A 23,143-nucleotide genomic window follows, 5' to 3' on the forward strand; every position below is an offset into this window, starting at 1 on the left:
TAGTGTGGATTATGAAAAAGATAGGCTTATTTTATGCTACCAAAGCTGAAAGAACGAGTTGGGTGGCAGAGAAAATACAGAAAGAATTTAGTAAGGAAAAGATAGAAACAGTGCCTATTGAACAGGCTTGGCAAAATGACTTTGAGGCTTATGACTGTTTCATTGTCGGTGCTTCAACTTGGTTTGACGGAGAACTTCCTACATATTGGGATGAATTGTTGCCGGAGTTACGGACAATGAATTTAAAAGGAAAGAAAGTTGCAATCTTCGGGTTAGGAGATCAGATACGTTATCCGGAAAACTTTGCGGATGGCATCGGATTGTTGGCAGAGGTATTTGAAGAGGATGGAGCTACGCTAGTTGGCTTTACTTCTTCCGAGGGTTACACTTTCGAACGTTCCAAAGCTTTGCGTGGCGGGCAATGGTGTGGTCTGGTTGTTGATTTGGATAATCAGTCTGAACATGCAGAAGAGAAAATAAAGGAATGGTGCCAACAGATAAAGAAGGAGTTCGCGTAACAACTATGTGAAGACCTCGTTCATAATAACCTGATCTCCTCGCTTCTACGAGATAGTGACGCTATCCAATAAAAATGGTGACGGTATATGATTGGGATACTGACGGTATCATTGTCATATAGCGTCACTATTTTTTTATATCAATCAAGAGTCTTGTGTTTATTAATAGCGTATATCAACCATGATTTTCGGTTGCCCCTTTATAAATAAACTTCACCTCTGCCCAACGATTTTTCTCTTTATAATGGACAAAAGTCAGTCCGTTTTTTCCGGCTTCTTCCCGGATGGAGTCAATGTCGTCTACATAAAATCCGCTCATATAGATTTCAGAATCAGTATGCATACAGGCAACATACTGTTTCATATCATTCAGTAATATATTCCGGTTGATATTGGCAATGATGACATCGAAAGGTCCTTTTCCGGTCAGTGACGAAGCATCTCCCTGTGAAACCACAATGTCATCTACATGATTCAATCCGATATTTTCGATGGAGTTGCGTACACACCATTCGTCGATATCGATAGCCGTGCAAGGACGTGCACCTCGCATTCGTGCCAGAATGGCAAGAATTGAAGTTCCGCAACCCATATCCAGCAGGGATTTATTATTCAGTTCGTTGTCCAGTAATTCTTCAATAATAAGGCTTGTCGTTTCGTGGTGTCCGGTGCCGAAAGCCATTTGCGGGTTGATAACAATGTCATATTCCGCTTTGGGAACATCCTGATGGAAAGTACTGTGAATCACACAGCGGTTGCCAATGATAATAGGTTGGAAGAAATTCTTTTCCCATTCTTCGTTCCAGTCCTTGTCTTCTGCTTCAATATAAGTATAGGTGATTTCTGTGTCGGGTATAGGAAATTCATCTATCGCATTTTTTATAACAGTTTCGTCACATAAGGATTGTTGGATGTATGCAGTCAATCCGCCTTTGCTTTCAACAAAACTTTCGAATCCGGCTTCGCCTAATACAGCAGCCAATACATCATTCACCGTTTCGGTGCAAGGATGTGTCTGAAATGAAAACTCAAAATATTTCATAATCTTTCTTTTTATCTGAATAATGATGGGGCAAAGATACTCAAAAACGAAGTCTTGACGAAGTTTTTTAATGAAGTATATGTTGCTATCAACAAAAGCTCCAAATGGACTTCTTTGATTTGTATATATCGTATGTGAAGTTTACCATACCTTTGATATCATAAGTTAAATAGACGTATTTCGATAGAATCAAACACCTCTTTTTCTCTATAAAAGTAGTGAAATAGGGATTTCCCTATTATCCTTTGGGGAAAATCTCCCTCGAACGAAAAATCTCTTCCTTATCTTTGTAATGTGAATAAGTTTAAGTAATTACATAAACCGAGATGATATGAAAAAGATTGTTTATTTCTTGCTATTTGCCTTGTGCCTCCCGATAGGCTTGATGGCACAAAGCGTTGATGACGACCTTTACTTCATTCCTTCAAAAGACAAACAGGAGAAGAAAGAAACTCCGGTTAAGAAGGAACCGAAGAAACAGGTGACCAACATCTATACTTCACCGGGTACTACAGTAGTGGTTCAGGACCGTAAGGGAAGAACACGGGATGTGGATGAATATAACCGCCGTTACGATGCACGTGATAATGAATTCGTAATGGATAATGATACCTTATATATAAAAGAAAAATCTAATCCGGATTTGGACGGAGAATGGGTGACAGGTGAATTCAATGGTACGGAAGACGACTATGAATATGCTGAACGTATCATCCGTTTCCGCAATCCGCGTTTTGCTATCAGCATCAGCAGTCCGTTGTATTGGGATGTAGTTTACGGTCCGAATTCATGGGACTGGAACGTATATACCGATGGTATGTATGCTTATGCATTCCCGACATTCAGTAATCCGCTCTGGTGGGATTGGCGTTATGGCTCTTACGGCTGGGGATGGAACTATGGCTGGGGATGGAATCGTCCTTATTACGCTTGGGGATATTCTCCGGGTTATTGGGGCGGCTGGTATGGCGGCTACTGGGGTGGCTGGTATGGCGGCGGTTATTGGGGACATCACCACCACTGGCACGGTGGTCCTAGCTGGGGCTGGGGCGGAGGTGGAAGCAGTCATTGGACAGGCCCTACCTATACGAATCGTCGTTCTTCCGGACAAAGCAGTTACAGAAATTCGTCTCGTCAATATGGTTCGAGTGCTGTTCGTTCCAGTGGCTCTTCAGTTCGTGGAGGTTCTGCAGTTCGTTCTGAAGGTAGTTCTGTTCGTTCTTCAAGTTCTACTTATAGCAGAGGAACTACTTCCAGGCGTGTAGTGGGCACACGGACTTCAGGTGAACGCAGTAGCTCAAGTAGTCGTAGCAGTGCTACTTATTCTCGTCCAAGTAGTACTAGAAGTAGCGGAAGTTCCTCATCTTCCCGTTCGACTGGTTCTTCTGGTTATTCGCGTTCGTCCGGAACCACTACTAGGAGCAGTAGTGCAAGATCAACTTATAGTCGCGGTAGTTCAGAAGCACCGCGTAGTTATTCTCCAGCAAGTAATAGTAATACCCGTTCTTCTTCCTATGGTACTTCTCGTTCTTCTTCACGTAGTTATTCTCCAGCTTCGTCAGGTGGTAGCAGTTCTCGGGGCAGTTATTCGAGTGGTGGTTCTTCTAGGTCATCATCAGGTGGAGGATCCTCTCGTAGTGGCAGTGCCAGAAGATAAGTATTAATTAAACGGTTTTACAAGAATGAAAAAGATAAGTGTTTTAATTGCTCTAGGGATGTTGATGATAGCACCTTGGGGAATGGCACAAACGATATATGACGGTGCCAAACTAACAGGAAAAGATTTAAATGGAACTGCTCGATTTGTGGGTATGGGTGGAGCTATGGGAGCTCTTGGAGGAGACATATCTACGATAGGGACTAATCCGGCAGGTATTGGCCTTTATCGCAGTAGTGATGTAATGACTTCATTTGGGTTTTCTCTTTATGGAAATGAAAGTCAGTATTTGGGGAAGAAGTTTAATTCCGATTTAACTAAGGGAGATTTTAATAACATCGGATTTGTATTTTCTTCGAAGATTGGCAATGAAACTCCGCTACGTTTTGTGAATTTCGGTTTTAACTATCATAAAGCGAAATCATTTAATAATAACATGCGCATGGAAGGTAATTTGGGACTTTACTCCCAAACTTATCTAATGGCATCTCAAGCAGCTGGCATTGAAAAATGGGGAGATTCGCCTTATACGGATAATGGTATTGGTTGGCTATCTATTTTAGGCGCTGATGCTGGACTGATTAGGGATATAACAATACATGACAAGACAGGAGGGGTAAACAATATTCCTTATACCTATAAGGATGAACAAGGGAAGGAGGTACAGTATAAGGATATAAATGGTAATCCTCTTTATATCTCTCCTGGACATTTTGAAGGAATGTTGGATAATGGGTATGCAAACTTTCGCTCGGAAGAACGCGGTGGAATTGATCAATATGATTTTAATGTATCATTTAATTTTAATGATCGGGTATATTTGGGGTTGACGCTAGGTGCTTATTCTGTAGATTATAATAAGTATACTTTTTATGATGAGGATTATGGAAATGATGAGGGATATAATTTGCAGAGTTGGAATAGAATAAAGGGTTCTGGCTTTGATGTGAAGTTGGGAGCTATTATTCGTCCTTTTGAATATTCGCCTTTTCGGGTTGGGCTAGCTATACACACGCCAATATTTTATAGTTTGGATTATAAGACAAGTGCACAAGTTATATCGGATGTGATGGATGTTGTAACTGGAGAAATAAAGGGGTATGACGTAAAATCATGGGATAATCTTCCAGGAAAAGGGGATATGATTCTTCCTTTCGATTTTCAAACTCCTTGGACTTATAATGTAAGTTTAGGATATACGGTGGGTAAGAGCTTGGCTTTGGGAGCAGAGTATGAGTATCAAGATTATTCTTCCATGAAATTTAAAGATACCGAAGGTAATTCTTCTGCTTATGAATTTGAAAATAGTACGACATCTATGTTGAAAGGGGTTAGCACGGTTCGTCTTGGTTTGGAGTATAAGGTGATTCCACAGTTTGCTTTTAGGGCAGGATATAATTATAGTACGGCTGCTTTCCATCAGGATGCTTTCAAGGATTTGGCTATAAACTCTATTCAGACAGACACGGATTTTGCTAACTCTAAATCAATGAGTAATTATACATTGGGTATTGGTTATCGCGGATCAATGTTTTATGCTGATTTGGCTTATAAATACTCTACATATAAAGAAAATTTCTATCCGTTTGTGAATGGACTTGTAGATGGTGGTGATACAGTTATTGGTTCACCGGAAGCAACGAAAGTGACGAATACACGTAGCCAAGTGTTGTTTACCGTAGGTATGCGCTTCTAATCTAATAAAGAGACAGTTTTCAATTTCAATAATAACTTTTGTGTGTAAAAAATCCCTGGAATGCTGAGTGTCTACAGCGGTTCCGGGGATTTTTATTAGTATCGCTGTTATTCTTTTGTTTTATCTGCGTAACGGAGTCCGTTCATCAATAATTCCGCGACCTCCGTAAAGTCTCATCGTAACAGGACTTCCGGCTTCTATGGTAATATCCTGATCTGCAATGATAGGTTCTTCCTTATCGTCTACGATTACAGAACCAATCTTCTCACCAGCTTTGATTATTTGTGGAATCAAGTTAGTCAGGATACCTTCTGAAATTTTCCGGATACTGATATATTCCGGGGTTGCATTCTTGTCAGCTTCGATTTTACCGTTGAAAAGATCCTGCACACCTTTGTTCTTCAGGAAAAGTTTAACGATTGCTTTACCTTCGTACGGGTTGCCTTTTTCATCAAGTAGAATAACGGGCGCAGTCATTCGCTTGAATGTAAGGGCTACATTGCTAGAACCTTTGCGGGCTTGGGCTGTGCCGAACAAATATTCTAAACCGCCTTTGATATCACGGTAGCGACTAAAGAGGGATCTAGTCGTTACATCACCGGACAATTCAGGATAATGAGCATAGAAAGTTACAGCTTCCGAATCTGTAGCTGTCTCGCTCCAATTTTGGTTATCTACTCCCAAGGTAAAAGGCTGATATTCCTGCTCGGAAACGGACATTGAAATGACATCTCCGGCTGAAAAACTACTTTTTAAAGGAAGTGACAGGGTACTGCTGCTACGAGTAACAGCGTCAGTGATACTTTCATTGTCGACAGTAGTAAGAAAGTTGATACCTTCTTTACTGGGGGCTTGCAGTTCGTCTTGTTGTTGACAACTGAACAGGCATACTGATGCCATAACAAATAAAAGGCTTTTTCTTTTCATTTGAGGGATAATTAATAGGTTAATAATAGTGAGAGGTTTTTTAATATTCTACTCTGTCTTCTTTGGCCGCCCAAGCTTTGAAGGCAGTAAGGGCTTCATTATGCAATAAGATTTCGGAAGGAAGCTTTCTGTCTTCAGGCTTCAGTTCCAGTTCGTCATAAATAAAAGAGTCATCGAAGCCAATATTCTTGGCATCGGTCTTATTGTTTCCATAGTACATTTTATCCAAACGTGCCCAGTAAATAGCACCGAGACACATGGGACAAGGTTCGCAGGAAGTATAGATTTCGTATCCGCTAAGATTAAAAGTACCGAGTTTGGCAGCTGCGGCACGTATTGCACTCACTTCGGCATGAGCAGTTGGGTCACAAGATGCCGTAACACGATTCACTCCTGTTGCAATTATTTCCCCCTCTTTCGTGGCAATCACAGCACCGAAAGGACCTCCACCATTTTTAACATTCTCTTTGGAAAGCTCGATTGCTTTCCTCATTAAGGCTTCTTTAGTCATGGTACAAAAAAGTATATTGTTAGTTTCATTTTTTCCTTCTCTTCTTTATACAAAGATAGAAAAAACTAACAATATACAATGGAATATCCCTATTAATTTTTTTACAGTATCGGTAAACTGCGGAGAAGAATGATACTTTTTTTGCTTTTTGGGGTTATAGTTTGCCTAAAATTTTATCCATTACCCAATTAGTAAGCGTTGCGCTTTCACCGTCACAGGAGCAAACGGACTTACCCAATAGGTGATCTACCACTGCTTGAATGAGAGGTTGTTGCACATGTTCCGGGTTACCGATGCAGATTTCTTCCCGTCCTTTTTCGGTATGTAAGCCTATAGGTTCATAAGTAAAAACAGAGAAACAAATCATTCCCTTGTCACCGATAATTTCAATACGGTCTTCGCGGGCAGAGTCATGGGCTACGAAACACCAGGAACCGCTACCAACCAATCCGTTATCAAATTGGAAACAGGCGCTTAATGTATCTTCAGCAGGATAAAGTCCACCCCGATTACTCTTATAACCACTTGCTTCGAGGATGCAGCCGAACATATCCTGCAACAAATCAATCTGATGCGGAGCAAGGTCATAGAAGTAGCCACCTCCGGCAATGTCAGCCTGCACACGCCAGGGAAGATTATCGCGATTGTAATCCAGATCGCGTGGCGGTTGGGCAAAACGAATCTGCACATTGATGACATTACCGATAGTCCCGTTCTCTACCAATTCCTTTACTTTCTGGAAATAGGGGAGATAACGGCGATAGTAAGCTACGAAACAAGGAACTCCCGTTTCATTGGATATGCGGTTGATGCGTGTACATTCTTCGTACGTCACAGCCATTGGTTTCTCAATATAAGCAGGTTTGCCTGCTTTCATGGACATAATGGCATACGTAGCATGTGAAGAAGGAGGAGTGGCAATGTAGACAGCATTTACTTCCGGATCATCGATCAGTTCTTGTGCATCGTCATACCATTTTTTGATTCCTCTCTCTTTGGCATACGCTTTCGCCTTCGCACCGTCACGACTCATTACGGCTACGACTTCCGAATGTTCTACTTTCTGGAAAGCGGGACCACTTTTTGTCTTGGTTACTTCTCCGCAACCAATAAAGCCCCATTTGATAATCTTTTCACTCATAATATATACCTATTGTGTCTGCTTTAACAACCCCCCAAAGATAAAGCTATTTTTTGTCAAGAGCAACTTTATTGATTATTAACTTGGCAGAGACAGTGGGAAAACAGACATTACGTTTTACTTCAATAGAGGCTCTGCTTTACCTGAACAGACGGTCTGTTTGGTGAAAACAGAGCCTCTAAAAGATGGCAACGCACACTCTAATTCCGGTAAGAAGCAAGGTGAAGACCGCTATGCCCCGGGTTGAAGGAGAAAGAATACCGGGCAAAACAGAAGGGAAAGCCGGGGTGGGGGGAACTTTCCCCTCTATGAATATGATTTTTCCTTTGATATATAAAAAGAAAGGAGGGAATCACAATTCCCTCCTTTGCGTGTAGTTTAATTGAAGCTACTTTATCATTAACTCTGTAAAGATACGATATTCGGAAGCGAAAGTCAAGTCTTTGAGGCTTTATTTGCTTTTTATTTCTCTATTCCACCGGATTGGATGGGTAAGCTTCCGGAGTATATTCTCCTTTTTTACAATGCATCTTTCTCTTTCAGGAAAAGAAGATTGAAAAGCTCTTTGGAGTTCTTTTTCCGGAACTGCTGATATGCCTTTAAATAATCGGTGCGAGTGGAATCGAGCAGATACAGTCGATACAGGTCTTTACATAATTCCTGTTGTTTACTGTTCCATTCGCTGATTTGCTTGTAAGGCCATTCTTTGACTCCTTTACCGAGATATGGCTTCAGAAAATCGGCAGCTTTGTAAATGCTTCGTCCGTCGGCAGAGCTGACAGAAAGAACAGGTATATGGGCTTTTTCTCCCATAGCCGCAATATCTATCAGATGTTGCAGATTGAATTCTGAATATCCGAAAGCCAATGTCCGGCGTAATTCTTCGGGCTGTTTGCCGTCCGGTTCAATCTGTTTGAATACCCGCTTCTCGGGAACTTCCCGAAGTACCCGTTCGGCTACTTTATGATTGCCGGTATAGAGTGCAAATGCGATGGCTTGTGCATCATAAGCAGTACTATGATTGTTGGGGCGGCTGGCTTCTTCTTTTCCTTGTTCGCTAGTCAGAATCCAGTCCAGTAATTGCCCGAACCATTTTTTTAGCTGCTCTGAATCTTTCGAGGTGAACGAACGGGATTTTTCAAGAAGCTGAACGGCATCCAGCATTTCCACTAACGAATAAGTATCTATCACACCATAGCAACGGCCAAGATCATTATTATGTCCGGGCGCAACCTGCGCATATTTCAGATGTGGGTTCATGCAGGTTTTCTTATCCAGAAACCAGACACGAATCTGTTTGGTTGCTTTCAGTGCATACTGTTCTTTGCCACTGAAATACCACGCAAGTGCGAGTGTCGTGACATTATTTGCCATCTCTCCCAAGCGGTTACGGTCCAGTTTATCCAGTTCCGGATTGGATACACCATCGCGGCTGATATAAGGTTTACCGTCCGGCTTGGTCGGGTCCGGCCAGAAATAGCGTGCCTGGCTCAAGTAGTCGTGTTTGTCTCCGCTTGGTGGCGTTTTATCTTTCATCATAACAGAAAGATAGTGGGCGTTCAAAGCCTTGTCTGCCTGCTTTAGTAAGTTCTGATAAGTGGCGCTGTATGCGGCTTGATTGAGAGACTTTTTCACTTGTTCCAAATGTTCCGCATTCCAGATGCTCTGGGCGCAAACAGTCATTGCAACAATACTGAAAGCCAGTGACAAACGGATTCTCTTGGAGTAGTTCGCTCGTAGATTCATGGGATAATATAACTTTTGGGGTACTCGTTTTATTGTATTGCCTATTTCTCGTAATATACATTCATAATGATGGTATTCAGCTTTCTGTCTGTTTGAATATTCAGCTGTTTCACCCAAATCAATCCGAATTTCTCCTTATGATAGAAGTAATACACTTCTCCTGCTGCAATAGTCGGAGTATTTGTTTTGATATCAGACGCTTTCACATCTCCGATGTCATCCCGAATATTGGTGATTTCACCATTTGTCACTTTGGCAATCAGTGCGTCATCCGTGACTTTCTTGAACGGAGTTGTCTGCGTAGGCTCTTTCCAGATGGCATAATCATTCAGATTTAAAGCTGTACCATTGCAAAACTGACTGTTCAGAAGATTGGTTCCGATATTGGCCGGATTCAACAGACGCGCTGTGGGCGCACCGCTAGTATTATCCATTGCGAAAGTAACCCATTCCTTATGTTCGACTACATCGCATGGAGTCATCGTCCGTCCATTCGTAACATCAAAGAAAGCATTCTCCGTTCCATGACTTCCCAGTTCGATATTTTCCCAAAGGATGTATGGCAGGGTAGGTGTCGGTTTCACTGTTACGCTTCCCGATACAGATAGTTCCTGATTATCCCCCAGCACATTGTCATACACTAATACTACATTGTCGATTACTAAATTTTCGGTAATGTCTTCGGGAGCTTTGAAAGAAAGACTGGTAGCGGTAGCTGTAAACTCGTATGCTTGTCCGTTTACCATTAGTTTCTTGATAATATTCAGATTGGTTCCGGCCAGCGTAATAGTGGCTCCTGTGCCCACTTCTCCTTCCAGAACAGTGGTGACAGTAGGAATAACCGGTGGCACGATTACTTCAAAATCATTAGATACATTCACGGTATGGGTAGTATATGTAACGCTCAACTGAACCTTTTTAGTTATATCGAAAGTAGAGGGCACAGTTACCATCAGTGAAGTATGCGAACGGTCCGGATTGGGATCGAAAGATACCACTTGATCTCCGAAGTTTACCTTAGTAATCAGGTGCATATTCTTTCCTGTAAGTGTGATCTTATCTCCGATAGTAGCAGAACTCACATCAGTGGTGACACCCGGCACTACCACTTCGAAAGCATCACTCAAAGTCAGTTTGTGTACAGAATTGTAAGTGGCAACGACAGAGATATGTTGTGTCACTTCGAAATTATCGGGCACCGCCACTATCAGTGTGGTTTGCGAACGGTTGGATGGCTCGGTAGTGATGTTGACCACCTGATTGTCAAAAGCCACTTTAGAGATCAGATGCATATTCTGTCCGGTAAAGGTAACCTCGTCACCGATTGCTACGGAATAATCCGTAGCCGGTGGATTGACAGATGTTTCCGGAATTATGATTTCATTGTCACGGGTACATCCGTACAACAAACCTATCAGGCAGAACAGGACTGCCGATAATGCGGTAAATTTATATTGTCTTTTCATTGTCTTTCGTCTTTTTTAGTAACGTTGGTAATACAGGTCGAAAGTAATCGTTGCATTGGCATCATTCGTCGCCTTAACAGCGTCAAAGTCTACATTGACAGAACGGATAATCATAATACCGAATTTATTCTTCTTCAGGTTCTTGAACACAACGACACTGCCTGCCTTGTATATATTCGATGCTTCCTTATCCTCCGCTTCCGCTTTCTGACGGCTGCGTACCGAGTTGGAGCCTTCCGCATCCATGTCAATATTGAATAATGCTTTGGTAATCTCGTCGGTAGGAGATATTTCTTCGATGTTTCCTTCTTTAATGTTTCTAATCAGTTCGCCATATCCTTTGCTTTCCTGAAGTACAAGAAGTTTGGTGACAGTAGAAGTAAACTCACCAAAGTTTTCGTTGACTTCAGCTTCCGTAGAAGAACTCTTCAATGGAGGTAATGGAGTACCGTTACACCAATAATTTCTCAAATTAGCCTTTATGTTCTGCGGACCGTTCAATGCAAAGTCATTATTACTGTTGTGTACCGCTGCAAAATCAATCAGGGCACGGGAATCAACATCTTTCAGGATACAAGTGGTGGAAACCTGTCCGGTAGTTCCGTTAATCATATTACCAAAATCTTCATTGCGGTGTGCGCCCATCTTCAGATTCGGATAGCTGAATACTCTCGGAATAAATACATAACAGTCATTCCGTAGCGTCAGACTGCCTGTTCCCTCATAATATTTGGCCAGAACGTCCACAGTAGCACTCTCCGGCAATTCCGGAACACGGAATACAATGCTGTTGGCAGTTTTCTCAACGAAGTTAGTCACTTTCACTTCATCCCCGAAATGGATGCTTTCAATCAGATTCAGGAAAGTTCCGTTGAGGGTAATCAGACTTCCCTCGGTCACCCGTTCTGCCATTGCGTCAATGGTCGGAATATCTTTGATGATCTCAAAAGCAGGACCCTCCGGTTGAGTGAACTGCTCTCCTGTAGAGTCAAGATAATAGAGGGAGATAGGAGCGGTATCCGTGATGACGAAAGGAATGGTTGCTACAATTTCTCTTTCGGACTGATAGGAGATGGAAGCCTCTTTATCGCCGAAACAAACTTTAGACACGATGTCCAGATTCTCACCTTGTATTTCAATCTGATCTCCCACGTGCGCCCCGGCAGGAACATTCTTCACTTGGGGAACCGGATATACAATCGTAAATGACTGCTCACTTTCCGTCTTTTTTTCTTTCGTACTAAGAACGATTTTCCCGTTTCCGGCATTGGCGGGAACTACAATAACAATCTCCTGTTGAGAGAGCTTATAGCGTATCGTAGCTTCTACGCCACCAATCGTTGCTTTTTGTATATCGCGCAGGAATTCTCCTTTGACAGTGATTTCCTGTCCGAACTTACCGCTCGTCGGGGTGAACTCTATAATTTGAGGATCACCCTGTTCGGTGACATCAGTCGATTCTTTTTCGTTGCAACCTGCCAGCGCAGTGAGAACGAAGAAGATGAATAGGCTATAGAATTTATTTTTCATGATTCAGTGTCTTTTAGTATTAATAGTTAGGGTTCTGTGTGATGACGCCCGGATTGTTGTCGATCACGCTTTGTGGAATCGGCAGTATCAATTGGTAATCCTGCAACTTGTTGATCTGTTGGGTATAGCCAGCATAGAAATCCCATTCCGTTTCCTGAATATGCTTGTTGACCACCTCTATGGCCTTGCCCCAACGCAAGAGGTCGAACCAGCGTTGATTTTCGAAAGCCAGTTCCAAACGACGTTCTTTCTCAAGATAGGTACGGAATACGTTACGGGTAGTCACAGCGTTACTCTCGATTTTGCTTAGTCCGGCACGTTCACGTACCAGATTCAGGTATTTCAATCCGGCAGAAGGACCGTCTACTTCGTTCAATACTTCCGCATACATCAGCAGCACATCTGCGTAACGGATAATGGGCCAGTCATTTTCAGCATCGTATCGTACAGATACTTCTGAAAGGAACTTCTTGACATAAGCAACCTGTGCTTCCATCTCTTTGCTCTTATCATAATAACTGTCTGCCATGCTGACGTCCTTTCTTAAATCCTCTTTACTGTAAGCAGCGGATATTTCTTTCGTCGGGTAATTCTTACCGTCACCGCTACCGGTGATTACATTCGCGCCACTGTTCTGCGGTGCAAATGTATTGGCAAACGGAGAACCGATACCCAGGCTGCCGCTTTTGTAGCGTACAGTGAAGATAATGTCATCGTTCATTTCTTTGGTCGTGTCGAACACATCGGCATATTTGACATTCAGCGTTTCGCCTTTAACAGTCACTACATCGCTTAGTAACGGTTTGGCATCTTCATACTGTCCGAGGGTAAGATAAACCTTTGCCAGTAGTGACTTGGCTGCCAGTACCGTGGCGCGTCCCAAGTCATTGGAACTATACGTAACATCCTGCAAGTCCGTGACAGAACGTTTCAGGTCGTCGATGATTTGTGAGTAGGTAGCCTGTACCGAACTGCGGTCTTTTCTTAATGATTCTTCGATACTGATCTCTTCCGTCACCAGAAAGGTGGGACCGAAAAGACGCACCAGATTGAAGTAATGATAAGCACGGATAAAGAGTGCTTCACCCTCGAATTGTGCACGCTTCTTTTCGTCCTCCACTACGTTCAACACTTCGGGAACCAGTATTGAGTTACAGTTATTGATGTTCTGATAAGTAGCCTCCCAGTAAGTACGGATATTCGGGTTGCTGGCGTCCATTGTTCCGAGGTCCAGTGCCAGCAGTTGCATGAATGCGTCATTACTGGAACGGGTGCTGTTCATGCGGGTATTGTCCGAGCGGAGTTCCGTCAGCGCCCATTCTATATTTAACGGATTGTGCATACCTCCGTAACAGCCGATGACAGCAGTATTCACTTCCGCTTCATTCTTATAGAAGTTGATATCGGCTATGTAAGAATCTGGCATGATGTTCAAGTCGCAGGAGGCGAGTCCCAACGCACAGGTCGAGAGAATACCGATGAATGTATGTTTTAGTTTCATTGTTATTTGTCTTTAAGGAGTTAGAAATTAAGTTCGAATCCGAAAGTGACTGTCGATTGCAGGGGGAACCCTCCGGACTGGTAACCGTTGATAAGGGGAGAACTGTAAGAACCACTCGTCTTGCGTGCTTCCGGATTAATACCACGGTAGTCCTTGGACCAGATATAGAACAGGTTCTGTCCTGAAGCATAGAGACGGAGTGAGTTGATTCCGATCTTTTTCAATTGCTTCTTATTGAACTTATAACCTAAAGTCACGTTGCGCAATGCCACATACGAGCCGTCTTCGATCAGGTAATCCGTAAATTCCCAGGCGACACCGCCGTTTGCTGCGAAAGAGGGAGTTTTTCCGTCACCCGGGTAGTCTGCGCTGATCCAGCGGTTTTTCACGTAGTTGCGGTTGAACTTCTTGGTTTCGGTAAAGTAACCGTCACCGTTGAATACATCCAGTCCGTGAACTCCCTGAATCATGACGTAAAGGTCGAATCCTTTCCAGGTCAGTGTATTGGTGAATCCCCATGTTGCTGTCGGGAATGGGTTGCCTATTTCTGTACGGTCTTTGTCATTAATCACTCCGTCATCGTTGATATCTACAATCCGGAGACTGCCCGGTACGGCGCTGGCCAAGTGGGGAACAGCGTCTACCTCTTCCTGACTTTTGTAAATGCCGTCTGTCTTGTAGCCGAAGAAAGAAATGGCTCTCTTGCCTACCTGTGCCAGATATGTTTCGTTACGTTCACCCGTAGAGATCAGTCGTTCTTCTCCCGAAAGTTCCAGTAACTTGTTGAAGTTGGAAGAGATATTGAATGAGCTTTCCCATTCAAAATTCTTGGTGCGGATATTATGAGTGTTCAGTTCTATCTCAATACCACTGTTGCGGATGCGTCCGATATTATTCCAGTAGTTATTGAATCCGGTGAAAGAAAGAACCGGCTGTTTGAATAATAACTGTTTGGTGATGGAGTAGTATCCGTCCACTGTCAGGTTGATGCGGTTGTTCAGGATGCTCAAGTCAAATCCGGCGTTGTATTCGTAAGTCTGTTCCCAGGTGATGCGGTTGTTACCTTTGGTTTCGCTAGTTTTGGCGAGTCCGGAGATCAGGTTGCCGTTTCCCTCTCCCAATGCATAGTTGTTGGGATAGAGCAGGTCATAGAATGAATTGGCGGGAATACTGTTATTACCCGTCACACCGAAACTGGCACGGACTTTCAGCAGGTTCAGCCAACCGAATTGTTTCAGGAAAGACTCTTCCGAAGCACGCCATCCCACAGATACCGAGGGGAAGTAGCCCCATTGATGCCCGTCGGCGAAGAGAGAACTTCCGTCTGTACGGATACTGGCAGAGAACAGGTATTTCTCATCATAACTGTATGTGGCACGTGCCAATAGGGACATCATTGCCGTACGGTATTTCTGGGTGTAAGTTCCGTCAAGGTCGAAAGATGTTGCGGCATTCAATGTATGGATATAGTCGGTGGGGAAGCCCAGTCCGACGATACCGGCAGTTCTTTCAGAAGTAGTCTGCGCTGTGTAGCCGGCCAGTACGGAGTAGTCATGCTTCCCTGTCTTTCCGGTATAGTTCAACGTGTTCTCGCTCAATAAGTCGATATACAGACGGTTGGTATAAGTACCCATAGCTGATTCTTCATCTTTCTTCGCTGCATAATCGCGATATTGATTGTTCTGGCGATACTTGATAAAGAAACCGTTGGAAGTGGTGAATACCAGTCCTTTCATCAGTTGGACATTGAAAGAGGCATTCGCCTGCAGGTTGTAATCCTCGCGGAAACGTTCTTCCGTATCCATCAGTGAACGCGGATTGTTGTTGCTCGAACCGAAAGGACTGCTGGTCGGGGTGAAAGTGGTTCCGTCTTCACGGGTATAAGTAACATTGCTGAAGTCGCTGCCTCGTGCATACGAACCGATAGGTTTGCCGGTCAGTGCGGAGGTGGCGGCTGTATGGCGTACAGGCATGAAAGAGGGCGTACGATAGAAATCCATGAAGTTGGTGGCAGGAGTTTCTGTCTTGGTGTACGACGGTGCCAGATTCAAGCTGAAGTCTACCCGTTTGGATAGTTTGGCAGTGATGCGTGAACGCAGGTTCAGGCGGGTATAGTTGCTGTTGAGCATGATACCGTCTTCCTGTGCATAGTTGCCCGAAATATAATAAGTGATGTCATTCTTGCCACCCGATACGGAGAGCTGCACCTGGTGAATCTGCGGACTGCTGTTCAATCCCTCTTTCTGCCAGTCGGTGTAGTTATCAATGAGGCCGAAAGCCTCCTCTGTCTGTGACATTGTTTTATTTTTCAATACCGATTCATATCCGATCATGCTGCAATAATCCTGTGAACTCATGATGGGATGTAACTTATAAGCCCATTTCAAACCAGTGGAGGCTTTCACGCTGTATTTTGGTTTACTGGCTTTTCCTGTCTTGGTAGTAACCAAAATAACGCCATTGGCGGCACGTGAACCGTAGATGGCTGCCGAAGCGGCATCTTTCAATACTTCGATGGAAGAAATATCCGCCATATCGAGTGTGGAAAGACCGTCCGGTGTGGGGTAGCCGTCGATGACAATCAACGGAGAACTGTCGGCACTGATAGAACCCATACCACGCACACGGATTTGTGGGGCGGCTCCCGCTTCGGAAGTAGAGTTCTGGATATTGACACCGGCAATTTTACCCTGTAATAACTGGTCTACTTGGGTCACGGGAATATCTGTCAGGTTGTTGATATCCATTTTGGACACAGATCCCGTCAAGTGGGACTTTTTCTGCACACCATAACCTACGACTACCACTTCATCCAGTGTCTTGGTATCTTCCAGCAGGTGAATATCCAATTTGTTTTTACCGTTGATGGCAACTTCCTGTGGGATGTATCCGATGTATGAAACCACCAGGATAGACTTGGAGGAGGGGACACTCAACGTAAACTGACCGTCCATGTTGGTGATTGTACCTGCGGTACCACCTTTTACTTTCACATTCGCTCCGGGGATTCCACCCTGACTGTCGGTCACTGTTCCGGTGACGGTAAACGACTGTGCATAAGTGACGGTAACGCACGGAACACAGAATAACAGCATCAATGCCATTACCAAAGGGTAATGAATAAATTTGTTCTTCATCTGATTAGTATTTTAAGTGTTTCTTATTCTAAACTATAGATTAAATGAATTCTTTTGTTGGCAGGTGTCTTGCGGAATTGAGTGCCGATGGCTTCATATCCGGCTTTCGGATCAAAGAAGGAGGCACGGCGAAGAATCCAGCAAGCTTCTTCCTGTTTCTTGTCCCATTCCTTGATTTGTTGGTAAGGCCATTCGCTCTGTGGTTTGCCGATATATGGAATCAGAAATTTCAGTGCTGCCGTAATGGAACGTCCGTCCGGACTGGTGGCGGTGTAAATATCCTGTCCCAAAGTGGAGGCGATCGAACACATATCGAGCATATGTCCCAGATTGAAGATGGTATATCCTAGGGCGGTGGTGCGTGCAAGTTCCAACGGTTGCTTGCCGTCCGGTTCTATCTGCGCGAACAAACGCTTTTCGGGAAATTCCTGAATGGTTTTCATTGCAAGATCTTGATTGCCTGTATATAGAGCATAAGCTGTCAGTTGCACGTCATAAGCCAGACCGTGATTGTTCTTTGCTCTCTGTTCTTCGGCAGCTACGGGACTGGTCTGCATCCATTCCACTAGTTGCGTGAACCATTCTTTCATCCCTTTCTTTACTTTGGGAGTAAATGCTTTCGAGTTCTCCATCAATGTCATGGCGTCAATCATTTCTGTGAATGAGTAAATATCAATCATACCTGCGCCACGTCCCATGCCTTTATTCTTTCCGGGGATGGTTTGTCCGTAAGTGAGGTTCGGATTCATCTTTGTCTTGGCATCCAGAAACCAGACATTCAGGAAGTCTACGGCTTTTTGCGCATATTTCTCATCACCGGAGAAGTAATAGGCAAGTCCCAGTGTGGTGACTGCTTTCGACATATCTCCCAGTTTGTTGCGGTCGAGCTTATCCAATTCCGGATTTCTTAGTCCGTCTTTACGGATATAGGGCAAACCGTCCGGTTTGGATGGGTCCGGCCACCAATAAGGCCCCATGCTCATATAGTCATGTTTGTCTCCGCTATCTGCTGTCATCGTTTTATCCATTACGGACGGCGGAGTCATCTTCAAAGCCTTGTCGGCATCTCTTAAAAGAGTTTTGACGGCAGGGGCATATAGAGGTGAATCGGCTTTTTCTTTTACTTTGGCTAATTTTTCCGCAGCATAGATGCGGGTGTTGGCTACCTGTGCGTTCAGTGTGAAAGCAGAGGCGAACAATAATGTGCATACTAATAAGTTTTTCATATTCTATTGATTTTCTAGTTTATTAAATCCATAATAACGGGTGACGGATGGGAAGATTACGTACCACCTCTTCGTTGGTGGGGAAATGCTCCAGTTGCATCCATGTTTTGAAATATCCTTTGTTGAAATGATGTAATGTGCCGAATAACAGGAACGGTTGTGCCACCGGCCATTCTTCCCAGAACATGATGTCGGGTTGTCTCTTCCAGCTACTTTTGTCTTTTACGTATGGATAAAGCCAGGCGATACCCTTATCAATGTTTTTGCCATCCGGTGTGGTATAGTTCCATATGTTTTCTTCTTCGGTAGTGAGCAGTTGGCAGATAGTGGCCATTGCGTCAAGGTTGAAAAGAGAATAACCATAGGGCTTGGTGCGTTCCAGTTCTAAAGGGAAACTGCCGTCTGCAGCCATTTGATTAGGTAAAAGTACTGTTTTATAGCGTTCCGTGCAAAAACGAATCATTTCCCGGTTGTCCGTGAACAACGCAAAGGCAGCGACTTGCATGACCCAGCAGGTACCATGATTGTTTTTCGCTTCCATTTCTTTGATTCCGTAACGGTGTGTGGACATCCAGGTCAGATAATCGGAGAACCATTGTTTGATAGTCCCCAGTTCTTCCTTGTCAATTATCCCTTTCGCTTCCATAAGCCGGAGCGACTGCACTACTTCGATCAGGTGAATCGTATCGATAATTCCTATTCCTCGTCCTGTCGCTACTCCCTTGATGGCCTGTGCATACAGCAGATTGGGATTCATCTGTGTATCCGGGGTGATAAACCATGCCCGGATATGTTGCATGGCTGCATCGGAATATACTTGTTTACCCGTAAGTATCCAGGCGGAAGTAAGGTCGCCTACCAGTTGGCTCATGCGAATCATGGTCTGCCGGTGTGCTGTGAAATTCTCCGGGTTGGTTTCTCCGTCCCGGCGGATATAAGGACCGTCGGGAGCTTCCGGATTCGGCCACCAGTAGTCGCCCTCCGAATAGAAGTCATGGATACCTCCGGCACTTCTTGTCGCGCGGGTAGCGGTCACTGTGACCGGTTTCTCATGAAGCGCGGCATCTGCCCGTTGTATCGTTTCTTTTTCTAAAAGGTGACGGATCTGTTCGGCTGTGTTTTCTCCGGCAACTGCCGTAGCAGTGCCAAAGAATATAATGAAACCTATTGAAACTATTGTCTTTCTCATGGTACTTTTCTCCTTTTCTTATTCAGCTTTCACTGCTATTCAGCTTTCACTTCGATGAAAGCAGTTTGAATGCCCGGTGATTTTACGGCTATCTGGCATGTGCCGTTCAAGTCAACGCGAATCGCAGCTCTGCCATTATAAGCCTGTACTTTTCGGGAACCGGTGGATGTTCCTAAGTTCTGAATCAGTTTTCCGTCGCCCGCAGCTTCAAATGAGATTACATTTGCAGCATCCAGGCAGGGGATCCCTTTGTCGTCAGTCAGCTGGGCTTCCACCCATACGATAGAACCTTTATCGGGGTATGTCTTCAACTTCAGTTGTTTCGGATTGCCCCATTCTTCTGTCTGGTAGTTGAAACTTATTTCATCCGTAATGGCTGCTTTCATGTTACCTTTACCAGGGCCTTTCACAGCGACCGCTTTTATGTTATTTTCTCCTGCTTTCAGTAGGCAGTTCCAGTGAAGTCCCGCTGCCGGAAAATCTTGGCTGTTGCGTTGCTTGACTCCCTGACTGACGCCGTTCACGAACAGCTCTACTGCTGCACAGTTGGAATATACCAGAATCTCTTTTTCTTCGTTCACTTTGCCCCATCGAGTCCGCCAGTTATGACCGTAAATATGAATCATAGGCTGTTTAGTCCAGTAAGACTGGAAGACGTAGTAGGCTTCTTTTTTAGTGAGATCCCGTTCTACCACTCCTTTCTGATTGACGTATGGCACCGGATTATCGGGGCGGAGAGGGGTGGAGAAATCTTTGAATACCCAAAAGGCGGTTCCTGTCAGCCAAGGCATTGTTTCTTGCTCTTTCAAGTGCCAGTCGAATAGTTTTACGATGTAAGTTTCCGACCAGTCGCCATCTCTGGAAGCACGGGGATCTCCGCCTTGCAGGGCGAAGTCGCCTGCCCGTTCGTCGGCACTGTTTCCACTCGTAATTGCCTGTAGCGGGTTGAAAGGATATTCGGAATGACGTCCGGCATGTGAGTCACCTCCCCATTCTACGTGCAGGAAATGTTTCACCCGTTTCATCTCGTTCTCCGAAATGCTCTTGTAGTCTGTGAATTGTCCGCGATACCAGCCTGCCCAAATGGAGGGAGAGTAGACATCTACAATATCATTGCAGAAATCACATCTGCGGATGGAAGTCATACGTGACGGATCGAGTTGGTGTGACAAGTCATTCAACTCTTTCATGAAAGCACGGATGGCCGATTGTTCGAATGTTGAGAAATCATTGGGCCAGTCATTTTCATTTCCCAATCCCCAAAGGATGACGGAGGGATGATTGTGGTGCTGGGTAATCATGTTGGTCAGCATCCGGCGGGCTTGTGCCTGATATTTCTCTCCTCCTAGTCCACCTCTGCACCAGGGGATTTCTTCCCATACCAAAATGCCTAACTGATCGCATAAACGGAGAATGATGTCCGATTGTTGGTAATGTCCCAAACGGATAAAGTTGACTCCCATCTCTTTAATCAGTTTCATTTCCGCTTCCATTTGTTCTTCTGTCATAGCGGCGCCTACTCCGGCATGGTCTTCATGCCGATGGGTTCCTCTTAACAGCAGGCGTTCTCCGTTCAACCGGAAAGGTCCGTTTTCAATGAATTCAAAGTGACGGAATCCGACGGATTCTGTAATAGTCTGTTTGCTTTGAGGAGTAGTCAATGTCAGTTCGCAGGTATAGAGTTGAGGCTGGTCGGGACTCCACAGAATCGGATTCTTAATCGTTGTTTCGAACAGAGGATTTGTTCCCAACGGAAGAATCGTTGTTGTCTGTTCCCATACCTTTTCTCCATTAGGCGCCTTTAATAAAAGGTGAATGCTTGCCTGGCGAATATCATTCGGGTTATGAAATGTTCCTTGTATCTTTAGAGAAGCGCTTTTCATATCTTTCTCTACAGGGGTTTCTATCTGTATATTACTGAAGGACACTTCGGGCTGGTAAATCAGATTCACGTAGCGGTAAAGACCACCGTATAAGTTGAAATCCGACAGGTCGGACGGAATCATCTCCGTATCTCTGGTATTATCGCAACGAACGGATAATGGAATTCTGCCATTGAAGCGTTTTGCGCAATCCGGGTTGGCAAGGGCTTGTTGAACAGCTTCGGTGATATCGACACTCCAACCGTCGTAGCCTCCTGTGTGACTGGCTACTTTATATGTATAGACATACACTTCCGTTTTTTGTCCTGCTCCCTCAAACTCCAGCAGGATGCGTCCATTGAGATATGGATTCTTGATAGAAAGCTGCATGCGATACCATCCTGCGCCCTGATAATAATTGATATCCGGGTCTACTGCATCTTCTGCATTGAAACAGTGGGGCAGGGTAACCTGTTGCCAGATAGGCACTGCTTCGGAAGAACCGGGGTCGGCGGGACGTATTGCTTCCCAAATGCTTCCCAAGTCACCTTTCAGGTATTCCCATGAGTCTGTCAGCCGGATTCTTTGTTGAGTCGGAATCATGGCATTTAACGGGAGTATCAGCAGAATGAACAGGATGAATATGGAAGATAATCTTTTCATAATTAGTAATGTACTAATAAGGATAAATAGTAAAGTGATGTGATCGTGAGAGTTGCCGGAAGATTTAGAAAAGACTTTCTTCCTTTTCCAATTTAGCTTTGCGGAGCAAGGCTTCCAGGAAATAATAGTCGGCGTATGAAAGCGGGACATCTATTTCGCTGTCGTGTGGTTTGGAACCTGTGCTGTGCAGCAACAAGAATCCTTTATCTCCGTTCAGTTGCGCACGATAGCTATGCGCCAGATTCTGGAGAATCTTATCGGCTTCCTGCTTGTATTGTTCTTTCTTTTCGGGAACGTATGTGCTTAGTTCATAAAGAGCGGATGCCATACAGGATGCAGCGGATGCGTCACGGGGTTCGTTCGGTATTCCGGGTGCGTTGAAGTCCCAATAAGGAATCAGGTCTGCCGGCAGGGTCGGATTACTGAAGATGTATTTCTCTACTTTTTCCGCCTGTTGCAGGAATTCGGGTCTGCCGGTTTCACGATAACACATGGTATATCCGTATAAGGCCCATGCTTGTCCGCGTGCCCATGCCGATTCGTCGGAATATCCCTGATGCGTCATTTTGCTGCGTACCGTTCCGTTGATGGTATCGTAATCTACTACATGATAGCAGCTGTTGTCTTCACGGAAGTGATTCTTCATGGTAGTGAGTGCATGGTTGACTGCTATATTATAATAGGTGGAGTCGTTTGTTTCGCGGAATGCCCAGAACAGAAGTTCAAGATTCAGCATATTATCGATGATAACGGGGAATTGCCATTTGTCTGCATGGTGGTCCCAGGAACGGATACAGCCGATTACCGGTTTGTAACGGGTAATCAGGGTGCGTGCGGATTGCAACAGAATATCTTTATAAGTGGAATCTCCGGTCAGACGATAACCGTTTCCATAGCTGCAATACATCTTGAAGCCCATGTCGTGTGTTTTTCCGTTATTTTTTTCGCGTTCCAGAATTTCTGTATGTTTCTGCGCCTGCTCTTTCCAATATGGATTGTGCGTGTATTCATATAGATACCAAAGCTCACCGGGGAAGAATCCACTGGTCCAGTCTTTAGAAACAACCAGTTCCAGTGAACCGTCCGGTTTGATACTGCGGGGATTGGTTAATTCCCCCCAGCCTTTGTTTTCTCTCTTTTCTCTACTCTCTTGTGATTCATTGGCACGTGCCTCGTCTATTTGAGTCAGTGCGTATTTTAATTGCTGTTCGGCAAATGCGAAGTTAGAAGCAACGATATCTTGCTCTTTAGAGTGATTACAACTGGTAAGTGTGATGATTCCAAGTCCGAAGACCAACAAGTAGTTTTTAATCTTTGTTTCCATATGATTA

At 44.3% G+C, this 23,143-nt stretch carries 16 protein-coding genes; 3 read left to right on the plus strand and 13 right to left on the minus strand.

Annotation, left to right across the window (positions count from 1 at the left end; genetic code table 11):
• Positions 1-11: 11 nt before the first annotated feature.
• Positions 12-518, plus strand: a complete 507-nt coding sequence (locus tag I2I13_RS05830; protein WP_148366197.1) for a flavodoxin — start codon at positions 12-14, stop codon at positions 516-518.
• Positions 519-693: 175 nt separating this feature from the next.
• Here the strand turns inward: I2I13_RS05830 and prmA are convergent, their stop codons facing one another.
• Positions 694-1,560: a 50S ribosomal protein L11 methyltransferase gene (gene prmA, locus I2I13_RS05835; protein ID WP_074637181.1), complete on the minus strand. Its 867-nt coding sequence runs from the start codon at positions 1,558-1,560 to the stop codon at positions 694-696.
• Positions 1,561-1,891: 331 nt separating this feature from the next.
• On the opposite strand from prmA, the gene I2I13_RS05840 reads away from it, so the two are divergent.
• Positions 1,892-3,217: a hypothetical protein gene (locus tag I2I13_RS05840; protein ID WP_195649070.1), complete on the plus strand. Its 1,326-nt coding sequence runs from the start codon at positions 1,892-1,894 to the stop codon at positions 3,215-3,217.
• 25 nt (positions 3,218-3,242) lie between these two features.
• On the plus strand, positions 3,243-4,913 hold the full coding sequence (locus I2I13_RS05845; RefSeq protein ID WP_195649071.1) for an OmpP1/FadL family transporter: 1,671 nt from the start codon (positions 3,243-3,245) through the stop codon (positions 4,911-4,913).
• 120 nt (positions 4,914-5,033) lie between these two features.
• Here the strand turns inward: I2I13_RS05845 and I2I13_RS05850 are convergent, their stop codons facing one another.
• The 12 genes from I2I13_RS05850 to I2I13_RS05905 form a co-directional block, all read right to left on the minus strand.
• On the minus strand, positions 5,034-5,840 hold the full coding sequence (locus I2I13_RS05850) for a fimbrillin family protein (RefSeq protein WP_195649072.1): 807 nt from the start codon (positions 5,838-5,840) through the stop codon (positions 5,034-5,036).
• A 40-nt stretch (positions 5,841-5,880) separates the two neighbouring features.
• A complete protein-coding gene (locus I2I13_RS05855; RefSeq protein WP_148366205.1) occupies positions 5,881-6,351 on the minus strand; it encodes a nucleoside deaminase in 471 nt (156 codons plus the stop codon).
• Between the two features lie 154 nt (positions 6,352-6,505).
• Positions 6,506-7,492, minus strand: coding sequence for a Gfo/Idh/MocA family protein (locus tag I2I13_RS05860; protein ID WP_004325616.1), 987 nt, complete (start codon positions 7,490-7,492; stop codon positions 6,506-6,508).
• A 519-nt stretch (positions 7,493-8,011) separates the two neighbouring features.
• A complete protein-coding gene (locus tag I2I13_RS05865) occupies positions 8,012-9,238 on the minus strand; it encodes an alginate lyase family protein (RefSeq protein ID WP_195649073.1) in 1,227 nt (408 codons plus the stop codon).
• Positions 9,239-9,279: 41 nt separating this feature from the next.
• Complete coding sequence (locus I2I13_RS05870) at positions 9,280-10,704, minus strand: hypothetical protein (protein ID WP_195649074.1); 1,425 nt, start codon at positions 10,702-10,704, stop codon at positions 9,280-9,282.
• Between the two features lie 15 nt (positions 10,705-10,719).
• Positions 10,720-12,234 (minus strand): IPT/TIG domain-containing protein, encoded by a 1,515-nt coding sequence (locus tag I2I13_RS05875; protein WP_148366211.1) that lies wholly within the window; start codon positions 12,232-12,234, stop codon positions 10,720-10,722.
• A 19-nt stretch (positions 12,235-12,253) separates the two neighbouring features.
• Complete coding sequence (locus tag I2I13_RS05880; protein WP_195649075.1) at positions 12,254-13,735, minus strand: RagB/SusD family nutrient uptake outer membrane protein; 1,482 nt, start codon at positions 13,733-13,735, stop codon at positions 12,254-12,256.
• A gap of 20 nt (positions 13,736-13,755) precedes the next feature.
• Positions 13,756-16,872, minus strand: a complete 3,117-nt coding sequence (locus I2I13_RS05885; RefSeq protein ID WP_229128568.1) for a TonB-dependent receptor — start codon at positions 16,870-16,872, stop codon at positions 13,756-13,758.
• Positions 16,873-16,895: 23 nt separating this feature from the next.
• The gene (locus I2I13_RS05890; RefSeq protein WP_074637162.1) at positions 16,896-18,098 is read right to left on the minus strand and encodes an alginate lyase family protein; all 1,203 of its coding nucleotides are present in this window, start codon (positions 18,096-18,098) and stop codon (positions 16,896-16,898) included.
• Positions 18,099-18,120: 22 nt separating this feature from the next.
• Positions 18,121-19,287, minus strand: a complete 1,167-nt coding sequence (locus I2I13_RS05895; RefSeq protein ID WP_195649076.1) for an alginate lyase family protein — start codon at positions 19,285-19,287, stop codon at positions 18,121-18,123.
• A 35-nt stretch (positions 19,288-19,322) separates the two neighbouring features.
• Entirely contained in the window at positions 19,323-21,812 is a 2,490-nt protein-coding gene (locus I2I13_RS05900; RefSeq protein ID WP_195649077.1) for a glycoside hydrolase family 2 TIM barrel-domain containing protein, read from the minus strand.
• A gap of 64 nt (positions 21,813-21,876) precedes the next feature.
• Positions 21,877-23,136, minus strand: coding sequence for a glycoside hydrolase family 88 protein (locus I2I13_RS05905; protein ID WP_195649078.1), 1,260 nt, complete (start codon positions 23,134-23,136; stop codon positions 21,877-21,879).
• Positions 23,137-23,143: the final 7 nt, after the last annotated feature.

Source organism: Bacteroides sp. D55t1_190419_B8, assembly GCF_015558905.1.
GTDB lineage: Bacteria > Bacteroidota > Bacteroidia > Bacteroidales > Bacteroidaceae > Bacteroides > Bacteroides vicugnae.

What these genes read in the sequence shown, in the direction of transcription:
- I2I13_RS05830 (WP_148366197.1), top strand. Translation starts at nt 12, where the DNA reads ATGAAAAAGATAGGCTTATTTTATGCTACCAAAGCTGAAAGAACGAGT.
- prmA (WP_074637181.1), bottom strand. Translation starts at nt 1,560, where the DNA reads ATGAAATATTTTGAGTTTTCATTTCAGACACATCCTTGCACCGAAACG.
- I2I13_RS05840 (WP_195649070.1), top strand. Translation starts at nt 1,892, where the DNA reads ATGAAAAAGATTGTTTATTTCTTGCTATTTGCCTTGTGCCTCCCGATA.
- I2I13_RS05845 (WP_195649071.1), top strand. Translation starts at nt 3,243, where the DNA reads ATGAAAAAGATAAGTGTTTTAATTGCTCTAGGGATGTTGATGATAGCA.
- I2I13_RS05850 (WP_195649072.1), bottom strand. Translation starts at nt 5,840, where the DNA reads ATGAAAAGAAAAAGCCTTTTATTTGTTATGGCATCAGTATGCCTGTTC.
- I2I13_RS05855 (WP_148366205.1), bottom strand. Translation starts at nt 6,351, where the DNA reads ATGACTAAAGAAGCCTTAATGAGGAAAGCAATCGAGCTTTCCAAAGAG.
- I2I13_RS05860 (WP_004325616.1), bottom strand. Translation starts at nt 7,492, where the DNA reads ATGAGTGAAAAGATTATCAAATGGGGCTTTATTGGTTGCGGAGAAGTA.
- I2I13_RS05865 (WP_195649073.1), bottom strand. Translation starts at nt 9,238, where the DNA reads ATGAATCTACGAGCGAACTACTCCAAGAGAATCCGTTTGTCACTGGCT.
- I2I13_RS05870 (WP_195649074.1), bottom strand. Translation starts at nt 10,704, where the DNA reads ATGAAAAGACAATATAAATTTACCGCATTATCGGCAGTCCTGTTCTGC.
- I2I13_RS05875 (WP_148366211.1), bottom strand. Translation starts at nt 12,234, where the DNA reads ATGAAAAATAAATTCTATAGCCTATTCATCTTCTTCGTTCTCACTGCG.
- I2I13_RS05880 (WP_195649075.1), bottom strand. Translation starts at nt 13,735, where the DNA reads ATGAAACTAAAACATACATTCATCGGTATTCTCTCGACCTGTGCGTTG.
- I2I13_RS05885 (WP_229128568.1), bottom strand. Translation starts at nt 16,872, where the DNA reads ATGAAGAACAAATTTATTCATTACCCTTTGGTAATGGCATTGATGCTG.
- I2I13_RS05890 (WP_074637162.1), bottom strand. Translation starts at nt 18,098, where the DNA reads ATGAAAAACTTATTAGTATGCACATTATTGTTCGCCTCTGCTTTCACA.
- I2I13_RS05895 (WP_195649076.1), bottom strand. Translation starts at nt 19,287, where the DNA reads ATGAGAAAGACAATAGTTTCAATAGGTTTCATTATATTCTTTGGCACT.
- I2I13_RS05900 (WP_195649077.1), bottom strand. Translation starts at nt 21,812, where the DNA reads ATGAAAAGATTATCTTCCATATTCATCCTGTTCATTCTGCTGATACTC.
- I2I13_RS05905 (WP_195649078.1), bottom strand. Translation starts at nt 23,136, where the DNA reads ATGGAAACAAAGATTAAAAACTACTTGTTGGTCTTCGGACTTGGAATC.